Annotated in this window: 15 protein-coding genes, 1 tRNA gene and 1 pseudogene; 6 read left to right on the forward strand and 11 right to left on the reverse strand. The window is 58.2% G+C overall.

The features are described from left to right. Position 1: 1 nt before the first annotated feature. The 7 genes from NWI_RS16885 to NWI_RS07710 form a co-directional block, all read right to left on the reverse strand. Positions 2–364, reverse strand: a complete 363-nt coding sequence (locus NWI_RS16885) for an HNH endonuclease (RefSeq protein ID WP_011314748.1) — start codon at positions 362–364, stop codon at positions 2–4. A gap of 70 nt (positions 365–434) precedes the next feature. After that, positions 435–827, reverse strand: a complete 393-nt coding sequence (locus NWI_RS07685) for a hypothetical protein (RefSeq protein ID WP_011314749.1) — start codon at positions 825–827, stop codon at positions 435–437. Positions 828–839: 12 nt separating this feature from the next. Then, positions 840–1,997: a phage major capsid protein gene (locus NWI_RS07690; RefSeq protein WP_011314750.1), complete on the reverse strand. Its 1,158-nt coding sequence runs from the start codon at positions 1,995–1,997 to the stop codon at positions 840–842. A gap of 5 nt (positions 1,998–2,002) precedes the next feature. After that, positions 2,003–2,500 (reverse strand): HK97 family phage prohead protease, encoded by a 498-nt coding sequence (locus tag NWI_RS07695; RefSeq protein ID WP_011314751.1) that lies wholly within the window; start codon positions 2,498–2,500, stop codon positions 2,003–2,005. Then, complete coding sequence (locus NWI_RS07700) at positions 2,500–2,685, reverse strand: DUF2158 domain-containing protein (protein WP_148203805.1); 186 nt, start codon at positions 2,683–2,685, stop codon at positions 2,500–2,502. The genes NWI_RS07695 and NWI_RS07700 overlap by 1 nt, the downstream gene beginning before the upstream one ends. Continuing rightward, complete coding sequence (locus tag NWI_RS07705; RefSeq protein WP_011314752.1) at positions 2,682–3,071, reverse strand: hypothetical protein; 390 nt, start codon at positions 3,069–3,071, stop codon at positions 2,682–2,684. The genes NWI_RS07700 and NWI_RS07705 overlap by 4 nt, the downstream gene beginning before the upstream one ends. Then, positions 3,064–4,263, reverse strand: a complete 1,200-nt coding sequence (locus NWI_RS07710) for a phage portal protein (protein ID WP_011314753.1) — start codon at positions 4,261–4,263, stop codon at positions 3,064–3,066. Before NWI_RS07710 ends, NWI_RS07705 begins: the two co-directional genes overlap by 8 nt. A gap of 167 nt (positions 4,264–4,430) precedes the next feature. Between NWI_RS07710 and NWI_RS17910 the strand changes: the two genes are divergently transcribed. Then, positions 4,431–4,895, forward strand: a complete 465-nt coding sequence (locus NWI_RS17910; RefSeq protein ID WP_187148025.1) for a hypothetical protein — start codon at positions 4,431–4,433, stop codon at positions 4,893–4,895. Between the two features lie 55 nt (positions 4,896–4,950). Here NWI_RS17910 and NWI_RS16430 read toward each other — a convergent pair whose 3' ends face one another. Both NWI_RS16430 and NWI_RS16895 read right to left on the reverse strand, forming a co-directional pair. Further along, complete coding sequence (locus NWI_RS16430) at positions 4,951–7,335, reverse strand: AAA family ATPase (protein ID WP_187148026.1); 2,385 nt, start codon at positions 7,333–7,335, stop codon at positions 4,951–4,953. 61 nt (positions 7,336–7,396) lie between these two features. Continuing rightward, positions 7,397–7,633, reverse strand: a complete 237-nt coding sequence (locus NWI_RS16895) for a hypothetical protein (protein WP_081431716.1) — start codon at positions 7,631–7,633, stop codon at positions 7,397–7,399. A 443-nt stretch (positions 7,634–8,076) separates the two neighbouring features. On the opposite strand from NWI_RS16895, the gene NWI_RS07735 reads away from it, so the two are divergent. The 4 genes and pseudogenes from NWI_RS07735 to NWI_RS07745 all read left to right on the forward strand — a co-directional run bounded on the left by NWI_RS07735 (position 8,077) and on the right by NWI_RS07745 (position 9,919). After that, positions 8,077–8,631 (forward strand): hypothetical protein, encoded by a 555-nt coding sequence (locus NWI_RS07735; RefSeq protein WP_041344909.1) that lies wholly within the window; start codon positions 8,077–8,079, stop codon positions 8,629–8,631. Further along, positions 8,628–8,984, forward strand: a pseudogene (locus NWI_RS18575) (site-specific integrase); the annotation flags it as partial. The gene NWI_RS07735 and the pseudogene NWI_RS18575, both read left to right, overlap by 4 nt. A gap of 93 nt (positions 8,985–9,077) precedes the next feature. Then, positions 9,078–9,758, forward strand: a complete 681-nt coding sequence (locus NWI_RS07740; protein ID WP_430691789.1) for a site-specific integrase — start codon at positions 9,078–9,080, stop codon at positions 9,756–9,758. Positions 9,759–9,829: 71 nt separating this feature from the next. Then, positions 9,830–9,919 (forward strand) — tRNA-Ser (locus NWI_RS07745). A gap of 102 nt (positions 9,920–10,021) precedes the next feature. Here the strand turns inward: NWI_RS07745 and NWI_RS07750 are convergent. Then, positions 10,022–10,261 (reverse strand): hypothetical protein, encoded by a 240-nt coding sequence (locus tag NWI_RS07750; RefSeq protein WP_011314756.1) that lies wholly within the window; start codon positions 10,259–10,261, stop codon positions 10,022–10,024. A gap of 6 nt (positions 10,262–10,267) precedes the next feature. After that, positions 10,268–10,585 (reverse strand): hypothetical protein, encoded by a 318-nt coding sequence (locus NWI_RS07755; RefSeq protein WP_148203806.1) that lies wholly within the window; start codon positions 10,583–10,585, stop codon positions 10,268–10,270. 638 nt (positions 10,586–11,223) lie between these two features. Between NWI_RS07755 and NWI_RS07760 the strand changes: the two genes are divergently transcribed. After that, positions 11,224–11,595: a hypothetical protein gene (locus NWI_RS07760; protein WP_011314758.1), complete on the forward strand. Its 372-nt coding sequence runs from the start codon at positions 11,224–11,226 to the stop codon at positions 11,593–11,595. Positions 11,596–11,711: the final 116 nt, after the last annotated feature.

An 11,711-nucleotide genomic window follows, 5' to 3' on the forward strand; every position in this document is an offset into this window, starting at 1 on the left:
GTCACGATGCACGCTCCATGCGCTGCTTGCGGCTGTTGTGGCAGGAGAAGCAAAGCGACTGCCAATTGCCTCGATCCCAAAATAGTTTGGTGTCGCCACGGTGTGGTCTAATGTGATCAACGACACGAGCGGCTGCACCACACATGACGCAACGAGGGTGCTTATCGAGAAAGTATGAGCGAGCCTTTTGCCATGTATTGTCATAACCGCGCTCTCGCGCATTCGGCCGGCGCTTGTCAGCTTCGGCACGTGTACGCTGCTGACACACACAACGAACGCCATAGGCGACCTTGAGGCCGCAGGAGCAGATACGTGGCGCACGAAAAGGCATTGGCATTCCTAGTTTAGGGTACGGGAGTCGCATGACTTACGAGGACCGCGACTCCCGTTCCACTAAGCGCGCCCGTGGCGGCAAGCGCGCTCAGTGACTAGTGTTAGGCGACAGGCCGCGAGCGCGCGTGACCGAGCACGGCAACAGCGCCAGCCGCGATCGACGTTCCGCTGTTCTTGGTCACAACGACACGGGCGTACTTCCTGTGGCCGATATACGACTGCTTATAAGTGCTCGACTCCTCAAGAGAGTCCGGAAGCGTCCCGACGAGGTGCGTTGCGTCGACGTCGGTGAAGTCACCGTCGGTGGTCGTGTCTGACTCCTGCAGCTTCGCGGTGAAGCTCGGTGCAGGCGAACCGGCGGTCGCACCAGTATTGATGACAAACGCGCAACTCTCGAAACCGGCCGTATCGACGGTTTCGCCCTTGATGGTTGCGGACTGCACCGCTGGCGCAAGAGCCTGAACGGTGCCGATGTTGGAAGCGATATCACGCATAATTTGTGCTCCTTACGAGGTCTTGCAGACGATCTTCTTCATCGCCGCTGGCTGAACGACCGCACCGCCGACACGCCGCGTGGCATGAATTCTGGTCGTGCCGGTGGTCGCCAGCAAATATGGATTGGCCAAAATCGACAAACCAATACGGTCGAGGATCCGATAGGTCGCGGCGATGTCGCCGAATGCGATCGGCGTGGTGCCGCTGCCGACATCATCCATGTCGGGGCAATCGATGACTGGACGACCCAGGATGGTGTCCGCCTGCCCCTGGAAGCCGGGCGACCAAAGGTATGTCCCGGTCGTGCCGTCCTTCAGCTTCCGGATGGCCGCGAGCGTCGTGGAATTCATCAACCAAGTGCCTGCGTTCCGATAAGCAGCCGGAAGCGAATAGAACGTGTCGATGAGCATGTCGGCCGGTCCGCTGCCAAGCGTGGAAGCGTTGCCGGTCGCGACGATGCTGATGTCCGCGTTGATGAGCAAACCTTCCGGCTGCAGCGGGCCGGTGCCCTTCAGGAACGACAGTCCCTCTTTCAGGCCGAAGTCCTCCGCGAGTGCCATCCGAACTTCGGACTCGGCTGCGCCGGCGCTGTCGGCGAGAAGCTGGTTCGAGATATCGACGTAAGTGTTGATCTCGCGAACCGGGATTTCAAGCTGACCAAAGGTCGGCTCACCAGTCGTCTGCGCTTGCGTCTCACCACGCCATTGAGCATTCGTGCGGCCGATGCGCTTGGGATAGGACACGGCAGGCGCCGATGTGGATCGGACCGAAGCGAGACCGCGGATCGGCGAGTACTGCACCAGATCACGAATAAACTCGGTCGCCATCTCGGTCGGCGCCAGATAGCCGCCCTGCGGATCGCTGGAAACGATCAGCGTCTTGAGTTCGAGCGGATCAGGCGGCGTGATGCCGGAACGGACATAAGCGCCGAACGCCTTGATTTCGAGCGCGGCGTCCGGATCCTTGTGATCGCCACTGCCCGGCCGGTTAATCTTGGCTTCGAGCTTGTCCATGCGGTCCACGAGCTTGGTCGTGTCGGCTTTGGTCTCGATGTCCTTCAAGCGCGCGTCAACGTTGGTAGTCAGATCATTGACCGCCTTCGTCACCAGATCGACCGGATCGGCGTCGTCGGTATCTTTGAATTCGAGATCAGAGAAATGCTTACCCAAGGTGATTACCTCAATGCTAGGGCCGCAGCGGCCCGGTTAATGACCGCGGCAATGGCTGCGGCTTCGTCAAAAGACTTTGCGGACGTGATCCGCGCACGGGGGTGCGACCCACTTCTGACAAGGCTGATTTCAGCGAGATCGAGCGCGTCGATAATTCGGTTGCGACCTTCCTTGCGGGACGACTTAGTGCGGAATCCGATCGAGAGATCAGACACGAGACCCTTTAGAACCAGGCTCCTCACCGAGCGTGCGCGGGGTTGATCGAGGTGCAGTTGCCCCTTGACCATCAACCCTTCGTCGGTCGCTTTGACTTCGGTCCACGTTCCGATCAGGTCGGCGGGATTGTGCTGATAGAGCATTCCGAGATCGGGAGAGATTTCGCCAAATGCACCCTTGGTGATGATGTCGCCAACACGATCCGGCTCCGCAAAGGGCCATGCGTTGCCGACAATTTCGCCAGTGTCGGAGACGTTCAGGGATGCCTTGATTTCGAGCCGGTCCATCAGAAGGTGTCCTTTACGAGGCCATCGACCGGGAATCGACCGAACTTCACATCGCCCCTATCGTCGATCCAAATCACGTGGACGGTGACAATGGTTTCCCGGTGATACGCGCCGGGCTGTCCATCCACTGTCATCGCGGGGCCACCGCTCTTCAACCGCACAACGTCGCCGACTTTCAAACTCAACTTGTCACCTTTCTGGAATAAGGTTCGCGGGATGCAGCGAACGCGTCGACCTGCTCTCGAACGAACCGAAACTTTGTAAGCAGCCGCACGGCTGCACTGAAACTGAACGGCACATCGACGCCGCCCTGCTTGACGCCCCAGCCGACGACGCATTTCGCGAGTTGCTCGATTGCAAGCCGCTCCTGTTCATCGGCTGGAGGTCGGCCCGCATAGCTCATCAGTGCATCCGTGGTGGCGAGGCGAGCGCGACGTTGAGTGTCGGAATCCGGACCGGCAACGATCAGAACAATATCGGTTGGCGTACCATTGACCGGATCGGTAATGACGCATTCCGCGCCGCGATCCTGGTACGCAATGAGATCATCGAAGTCGGCGAGATCAGTCATTTACGGGCTGCTCCTGCGATCCAGGCTGGCTGGCGCCGGTGTTCGGGTTGGCAAATTCGTTGCCGCCGGCATAAGGCGCAAGGCCGGTATCCAGCCATGTGCGGGCTTCGTTTGGATTGAGCACGCGACTGGCAACGAGGCTGGAAATGGCGGTCGCACGCTTCTCCAGGTCCACGCGTGTCAGGTCATCAATGTCGAACTTGAACGCGTACAGCGCCCGCTCGTCATCAGTCAGCAGCGCGCGGTCGAACGCAGATTCAAGCGCCTTGAGCCACGGCATCAGCGTGACGCTCAGGAACTCTCTGTATTTTTGCCATGCGTTGGCGTAGCTCGATTTTGCGAGGTCACCGAGCATGACGCTGCTAATGTTGAAAGCGCGTGCGATGTCTTCCAATTGCCAACGGCGGTTTTCAACGAACTGAGCGTCGGTCGATGCGAGCGCAATCTGCTTGAATGTCGCGCCATCGAATAGAAACGCCGTACCACCCGCATTGTCCGGGCCGCCATACGCCGCGTTCCAGCCAGCGATCATGTTCTGGACAGCCTTTTCGCCCGCGCCGGACGGTACCTCGACTACGCCACCGGGGCGCGCCATCCGCTTGAATAGGAATTCGACGTAGCGCGACATCGCCACTGCGGCGGAGATTGTCGGATACGCGAGGCTAACCGGGCATTTCGAGAATGGCCCGCGAATGTGAATGATGTCCGATGCCGGCACGCTGCGACCGTTGACGGTGTAGGACGGGCGACCGGAGCCGTCGCCGGCATATTCCACGGTGATGCGGCCCGCGCTGTAGCGGATGATTTCAAGGGGGCGACCGTCGCTGGATTTATTGACCCAGGCAATCCCGCCCGCGTCGGCGGTCAATGCTTGTGCGATCAAATCGCGGATCAGGACGGAGCCGGAGGTCCACTCGTTGACGTGGCCGCGCAACAGATCGAGTGCAGGGTGCTTTACGTCGGCGGACGTGTCATCGCGTTTGACCAGGTGTAGATCGAGCGTTGCCGCAGCATTGCTAATTGTCGTGACGGCGGCGGAAACAGCGGGTTCTGAAAGCGGATGAACCGGCCCGTACGTGCTGCCGCCCGAGAGAATTGCGACGATCGCTTCATCCGGATCGCTGAGCGATTTCGTTTCGACAGTAGTGCGGCTGAAGGGCCAGAGTTTCAAAGTTGCCTGCTCAAGGTACAAAAAATTCCCGCACGCGCCATTCAAGGGCTATGCGAGCCGATCGCAACGCGCGACCTGATGATGAAATGAATATACTACGCCCGAGTCGAATTCGTAAGCTGGCAAACCCTAGCAAGTCGTCAGGCGGCGCGTCGCATCCAACGCCATAGCTCGCTTCTGATAGCGCAGTGTCGCCCGCCAACTTTGAAAATCGGAACGTCAGGCTTCCTTGCCCATCGCCGGGCGGTGTCCACGCTCACGTCGAGAAAGAACGCAATCGCGGGAAGACCCCATATTCGTTCGACGTGCAGATCATCTTCGTTCAACGTGATTGGTGGTTTAGTTTCCATTATGAGTATCTTTCATTTTCAGACTGCGGGGATTCCATGGTCTACAATCGCTCCAAGGCACTAAAGTTAAACCGACTTGCTCAAGGGATCGCTGGTCGAATGGAGGAGAGGCGAAGAAAATTGGATGAGGAATACCGCTCCCAAATGCCTCCACCGAATACGAAGAAATGGCACTTATCGGAATATGAAAGCCCCCCGCCAGAGACTATCAAGCTGCCGCGACGCCTGGTGGAAGCCCTCATCAGTGACATGGCCCAATGGGAAAAGCATCTGCTCGACCACAGCGAGCCTTCCACAAAGTGACTTCTGAAATTTCGAGTTGATGCTTTCCCATGGTCACGCAAGCGCACAAGCGCCTTTAGGGCGCGCGCAGCGCTATGGGGGTATGGGGGTTGGGATAGCAGCCCGTTGGTATGGGAGTTGGTAGGGTTTGAGGTACCGTTGGTAGGGGTGTTGGTACCCCGTTGGTAGCCGGTTGGCAGGGCGTTGGAATCGGGTTGGTAGGCTCTTTCGTCAACTGATAAGTTCGATCTGAGACGATCAGGTGTTGTCTCATTCGCGAAGGTGGTCCGGTCATAATGGCTTCGATGCGCTTTGAAGCGAGCAATCGATCCATGGCATCTTTCAGCGCCCTGCTCTTCAGCCCTTGCGCGCCCGCGTGTTCTGCAAAGAGCTTCGGCGCGTAGTTGCTGCCTGGATTCGGGCTGACAGCCCCCCTGCTCTCCGCATCGTACAGTGCCAGCATTTTCAGGAAGACTTCGTCGGCCCTATTGCGAGCGTCGTTCGCAGCCATCAGGCCACCTGCAGTTATACTGTCAGGTACAAAGACACCACGGCGCCAATGCAGAACGATCTCCTCACCAACCCTGCCGTAGTTTGATTTCATGGACCGAAGTACGCGTGCGTCCGGATCCGGCTCGCTATTGTCGTCGGCCCGGATGCGATCGAAGTACAGGCGGCTCCGCACGGAATTATTCCAGCCGGTGCTTCCGCTCGAACCGGTACCCCTCGTCATTCCTGAGACGGAAGGATGTGCGAGCAAGAGGATGGTGATGTCGTATTTCAGCGCGAGACCACGCAGCAAACCGATGAACTGCCGAGCCTGCGAGCGGTCAATCTCATTGCCGCCGAACAGGTCCGCCAACGTATCGAGGACGACGAACGTCGGACGAAGCGCAATGCATTGAGCTTCCAGCGCGGCAAACAAGGCGGTCGGAATGAGGATGCTGCTACGCCCGTCAGGTGCCGCGAGGATCGCATCTTCTCCCGCAAGAGAAACGATATGCAGGTCCGTCATTTTACTCAACGGAACGGAATGCTCGCGGGCAATGTCAGCCAAGCGACGATGGACTTCGTCGCGTGAATCCTCGGCTGTCACGAATAGACATGCGCCCTTCTCCACAACCCGGCCCAGCCAGGGGCGTCCGAGCGCCGTTGAAGCGAGAAGCTGAAGAGCAATAAGAGATTTTCCCGTGCCGCCATCACCGTAAAGCAGCGTAACGGTCTCGGCTGGTATCCAATCACGAACGTGCCAGCGCCGCGGCGGTACCGGCAACCCTTCCAGAGACGCTGCCGAAAACACCGGTAGAATGCCGCCTGGCAGACTCGGAGCCGTACGCTCAGTGCGACCGTCTTCCGTCCAGCGCCAGCCTTCCGGCAATGGACTGCCTATGGGCAGCGGCGAGAAGGGCGGCGCGGGTGGATATGGACAGCCGATCACATGGCGAAACATCCAGTTAACTTCTTTCAGCCCGCGCAGCGTTAGGAGATTTTCGCCCTCGGTCTTGAAGTCGTTCGGATTCCACCAACGCTTTCGAAGTTCGTCTTCCCTGTCTTCCCATCCAAGAAGCAGGACTGCGTTCAAGCCGTCCTCTCCGGGGAACGACAATTTGATTCGCTTGGCAAGTTCGAAATCATCGGGCGTCGTCTCGCGGTCATCGGGAGTCCAGACTTTTGCCATGTGCTGGCAATACCAAACCACCTCAGCGTATCGGATGCCATCATGGGAGACGCCATCGACTGCATCGGGCACAGGCGCGGTGATCTTGATTGTTTTGGGTTTGACGTTAGCGGCCACCACGGCGAGCAGATCATCGACTTTTGTCCAGCTATTCCAAGCTTTATGAACGCGCACCGGCTGCGGATCGGGCGAGCGTCCGCGCTTTATTTTCGGTGTACTCGGCCAATTAAGCGTTCCGGGCACGCGCATGATGCGCGAGATATCCGGCACGCACATCTTGTCGCCAGTGAGTTCACCAAGCGCACGAGCCAACGGCTTCGACTCGGCAGGCGGCAATGCCCGATCGAGGATCATCACCTCCTGGTAATTCCCCTTGCTGGATTCGACGATATAATTCGGCATCAGCGGCGCGTGCGGTGTCGCTACTCCTTCGTGATCCGAATCGGCGTCAACAGTGAACGCCAGTGTTCGAACCACGTCGGCTTGGGTGCCTTTTGCACCCTCCGGCAGGTCCGGCCGCATGAGGCCACGTGAGTCGTAGACGCCGTATTGCGTGCCTTGAAACGCCATCGCTGCGGCGGTCATGCCGTCGACGTCACCAATGGCAAAATGCTGATTGATCGGCGGGAGACCCAGCGGCTTATCTGCGATTGCACATAGCACCAACTTGCCGGGGACATTGGCGCGTTCAGCGAGATGGTGCAGCATCCAGAAGTGATTGCGGATGGTGGTACGGTCGAACGTACTTGCAGAATCCGCTGTCTGCGGTGTATTATGGGTCATCAACATCCACTATTTTGGCTCGTTCATCTTAGACCCGCCCTGCCAGGCGGGTTTTTCTTTTCTAAGTTTCGATCTCGTCGAGTGCATCGAGCGCTGCTTCGCAGATTTCATGCCGAAGTGGGGCGTCGTCCCAAAACTTCAAACCCGGTGGCGGCAGGATGAAACATTCGCCCGCCCCGCTTTCCAGCAGCTTGCACCCGCGCAGCGTCGCCTGCGGAAGCTCCACGTCGAATAGTGCGAGCAAAGTTGGCGTGCGGGGGCTATCGTCGCTTACGGGTTCGATGCGGGTTATGTTCATTGGGTGTCGCCGAACAACTTCCGTCTGATCTCGGCAACCTTTGGGTCCTTAGAGTCGCCGGTAACGATCTGATGAATGGAGTCGATCATATCCTCTCGAATAAGGTCGCGGAGATTACTCTTAAGTTTCAGGGCCTCGATGCCCGGCGGTTTTGACAAGCTCATGCCGCGACCTCCAATCCGAGCTTCCGGCGAATCCAACTCGTGGGCACGACCTTTCGCTTGCCGAACTGGATGGTTTCGATTTCGCCACGGTTGGCAGCGTCGTAACTCGCATTTCGCCCAAGTCCGAAAGCTACCCTCTCGGCCGTCGGCACCGACGCCACAGGTTGTTTTAGGATTTCCGCAAGTTCTTCATTCATAACTGTTGCGCTCCTTTTGACGACAGGGTACACAATACTCCTATGATCCCGGGTTGTCAACGATAGGGGTGGAACGTACCCAATGAGCACTTCACTTAGGGCGATCTCGCCGCAACTGGCGGAAATACTTGGCGAAAAGCAGACAACGCTCAGAGAACGACAGCGGGCATTGGTCCAAGCTGGTCTTCTTAAATCGTTACCCGGTCGGGGTCGCGGGGCTGGAGTCCTCGCTACAGCGGAGAGCGCGGCTATACTTCTGACGTCGCTCCTAGCAAGCGTCGCATTAGTCGACGCGGCCGATCTGACGCACGAAATGGTGCAAGCCCTACCCGCTAATTCCAAGAAAGCATGTTCGCTAACTGGAGCGGTTAATTTCCTTGGGGCGCTGACAGAAATCTTGTCGGACCCGCAGACCGCCAATCGGATAACAAGAATATCGGCGAGCAACTACGGCACTGCTTCTATAGAATATGACAATGAGTCCCGCTGCGGTTTTGTCGTGCTCATCGCCGACGTTCCGAAAATGACCGTTCTCGCTCAAAACAGAACTTACAGTCGCTTTCGCGTGGACATATCAGTTCTCGGTCAAACGCTTCAAGAGATCGCCACCCTCCTCGCAAAGGAAGTGGCGAAATGAAGGGTCATATCCAGCAGCGCGGCAAAACCTCTTGGCGTCTCAAGTTCGATGCAGGGCGCGACGAAAAGACGGGAAAGCGCAATGTTCAGTTCGTTACATTCCGCGGCACCAAGCGCCAAGCGCAGACCAAACTGGCCGAGTTGATCGCATCGGTTGCGCAGTCGAAATACATCGAACCAAGCAAGATCACGGTGGCGGACTATGTGCGTGGTCGAGTTGACCAGTGGGAAGACTCCGGCGACATCAGCGCCCGGACGGCAGCAAGGTATCGTGAACTGACCGAAAATCAGATCGTCCCGCACCTCGGCGCGAAACTGATCCAGAAGCTCCGCACCGATGACATCGAGGAATGGCACACCACACTGCGCAGCGGCGGCCGGGCGAAGGGCAAAGGCGGCTTGGCACCACGGACGATCGGCCACGCCCACAGGGTACTTGGCAAGGCAATGCGTGACGCGCTCCGCTTCGAAAAGATCACCAAGAACGTCACCGCTCTGCAGGCTGCTCCGAAGGTCGACGATGACGAAATGGCCATCGTGCAGGACGTCCCTGCCCTAATCGACCGGCTGCGCCACCATCGGCTGTTCCCCTTGGCGATGATCGCCCTGTTTACAGGGATGCGGATCGGCGAGGTTCTGGCGCTCCGCTGGGGCCGGGTCGACCTTGATCGAAAGGTAATCGAGGTTCGCGAGGCAATCGAGGAAACCAAGGCTCACGGCATCCGAATCAAGCCTCCAAAGACAAAGGCGGGACGACGGGACGTCACCCTGCCCGACGTTCTGGTCGACGTGCTGCGCGACTATCGCAAAACCCATCTGGAACGACGGGTCGCGCTTGGCTTGGGCAAGTTGCCCGACGACGCGCTGCTATTCGCTGGGCCGGGCGGTTCCCTGCCCTCCCAGAAGTATTACAGCAAGGCGTGGAGCGATCTTGATGTCGGCGTGCCGTTCCATGGGCTGCGCCATACCCATGCGAGCCAGCTTATCGACGCCGGCGTGGATATCGTCACGATTTCCAAAAGGCTGGGCCACGCCAAGCCCGATATCACCTTGCGGATTTATGCCCACTTGTTCAGAAAGGACGACAGCAAGGCTGCGGCGGCGATCAATGCGGCTTTCAATGGTTAGGGTGCCAATCCGGTGCCAACTTCACAGTTTGTTCTTCCGGAGTTCCGCCTAAGTTATTGATTTCGCTACACGGAAGGGTGGCCGAGTGGTTTAAGGCACCGGTCTTGAAAACCGGCGTGCCCGCAAGGGTACCGTGGGTTCGAATCCCACCCCTTCCGCCAGAAACATAGTAAAATCAATGACTTAGTTCTGAAGTCGGCGCCCAACGCACAAACCGACGTACAACGAAAAAGCCCGCCAGCGTGAACCGGCGGGCCTTTGCCTTATGGATTCGCAAGCCGGCCGATGGCCATGCCGGCTCGGTGCTGACACTTATCAAGTGCCAGCGCGTGATCTCTCATCACCAACACCAGCCGGTGAAGGCCGGGACACTCATTTTCAATGTCCGGCGCGGACAGCAATAGCGCGATCAGGTCGCAATATTCCAAGATCGAGTTGAGATGGTCATCCATACCGTTAAGGCCGCTCTGCGCCTCTTGGATCAATTCAGGGGTAGTGTTCATTGCGCCCTACCCCATCACCGTGTGCTGCCAGTCCCGCTGGCCAATCTGCTCAAGCAGGCCTTCAAAGTCGGCAATGCCGCTTTCAGCGGCGTCCTGCTCGCGATCGTCGGCTGCGCCCACTGCCCAGAGCCTCTGATCAACCCCTGCTGAGACCTCGTGAGGGTTCGCGCTGCCGAGGGACGGCTCACCGTCGACATCCCCGGCCCCGTCTAGCTCGTTATCGTCACAGGGAATGTCGTCCACAGCCGCCTCAAGCTCGTGCATGGTGTAGCCGTCGCTGGCATCAAGGAAGGCGATCAGCCGCTCGATTTCGGCGGATGCCATTTCCCGTAGCTCACGGACTCGCTGGCGCGTTTTCTCTGCTCGCCGCTGTTGGGCAGCGAGTTGGCGCAAACGCTCACCAGCGGCTCGCTGTGGCAGTTCTATGATGGTTTGTGCAGACGTGTTTGTGGGTGGCGTGCTAAGCACGCTTTCAGCCTGAGCCATGGTCCCAAATCCTTGGTTCGGGTTAGGGCCGTCAGGGTGGTTACCGACACCTTGGCGGCCCGATTGCTTTCGTGTGCAATTGAATGCATAATGCACCAACTGGTTTGAATGTCAACTGCACACAAAAGCACTCAATGGCAAAAACTTCCGCAATCTCCGTTCGAGTCCCGGACAACGTGAAGGCTGCGGCTGAAAAGGCCGCAGCCGCCGACAGCCGTTCGCTAGCCTCGCTTGTGGAAAAGGTACTTACAGAATTTCTTAAAAAGAACGGCTACTTAAGCCAATAACCTTCACGTAATCTCGCGGGCCGCCGGCGGTTGAGACTAGGATACCGCCTCGATTTTCGTTATCCGCTTCGGCGTTCTGGTTGGCCCGGCCAAGAGCCGCAGAGCGTTCGGATATGTGATTGCGCGCTAGACTTTAGTTGCCCTCGCCCCCTAGTTGCGGTTTTATGGCGGCAAAATGGGGGCGGAATCATGAAGATCAGAACAGTGCTACTGTGCGCCGCGCTCGGCGGTTGCGCATCTTCCTCAAATGAGATCACGGCGGCTTACGTCTCGCCGGTCATGTACCAAGGCTATACATGTCAGCAACTCGCATTAGAGGCTCAAGGTGTTTCAGCGCGAGCCGCTGCACTGTCCGGTGCGCAGGATAAGCAGCGCACCAACGATGCGGTCGCGACGACGGCGGCTGTTATTATTTTCTGGCCCGCAGCTTTCCTCGTTGGCGGCGACAAGCAAACGGCCGCTGAGCTGGGGCAGATGAAGGGCCAAATGAACGCCATCGAACAAGCGTCGATCGCCAAAAAATGCGGGATCGAGTTTCATCGCGGCCCGTCACGGTCCTAACCAAGATACCGCGTAAATGATCTCTGCCCTCTTTGAGACAGCCGCCGCTCGGGACGATCCCTACGACAGCCGGCTTCGCTGGGTCCTTTCACCCATCACGCGAAGGCGACGATTCA

Source organism: Nitrobacter winogradskyi Nb-255, assembly GCF_000012725.1.
GTDB lineage: Bacteria > Pseudomonadota > Alphaproteobacteria > Rhizobiales > Xanthobacteraceae > Nitrobacter > Nitrobacter winogradskyi.

Bases quoted from the DNA above. Each gene is read 5' to 3' on its own strand.
- NWI_RS07695 (WP_011314751.1), bottom strand. From the start codon at position 2,500: ATGGACCGGCTCGAAATCAAGGCATCCCTGAACGTCTCCGACACTGGC.
- NWI_RS07750 (WP_011314756.1), bottom strand. From the start codon at position 10,261: ATGAACACTACCCCTGAATTGATCCAAGAGGCGCAGAGCGGCCTTAAC.
- NWI_RS16895 (WP_081431716.1), bottom strand. From the start codon at position 7,633: ATGAACATAACCCGCATCGAACCCGTAAGCGACGATAGCCCCCGCACG.
- NWI_RS16430 (WP_187148026.1), bottom strand. From the start codon at position 7,335: ATGACCCATAATACACCGCAGACAGCGGATTCTGCAAGTACGTTCGAC.
- NWI_RS07685 (WP_011314749.1), bottom strand. From the start codon at position 827: ATGCGTGATATCGCTTCCAACATCGGCACCGTTCAGGCTCTTGCGCCA.
- NWI_RS07740 (WP_430691789.1), top strand. From the start codon at position 9,078: ATGCGTGACGCGCTCCGCTTCGAAAAGATCACCAAGAACGTCACCGCT.
- NWI_RS07705 (WP_011314752.1), bottom strand. From the start codon at position 3,071: ATGACTGATCTCGCCGACTTCGATGATCTCATTGCGTACCAGGATCGC.
- NWI_RS16885 (WP_011314748.1), bottom strand. From the start codon at position 364: ATGCGACTCCCGTACCCTAAACTAGGAATGCCAATGCCTTTTCGTGCG.
- NWI_RS07755 (WP_148203806.1), bottom strand. From the start codon at position 10,585: ATGGCATCCGCCGAAATCGAGCGGCTGATCGCCTTCCTTGATGCCAGC.
- NWI_RS07760 (WP_011314758.1), top strand. From the start codon at position 11,224: ATGAAGATCAGAACAGTGCTACTGTGCGCCGCGCTCGGCGGTTGCGCA.
- NWI_RS07735 (WP_041344909.1), top strand. From the start codon at position 8,077: ATGAGCACTTCACTTAGGGCGATCTCGCCGCAACTGGCGGAAATACTT.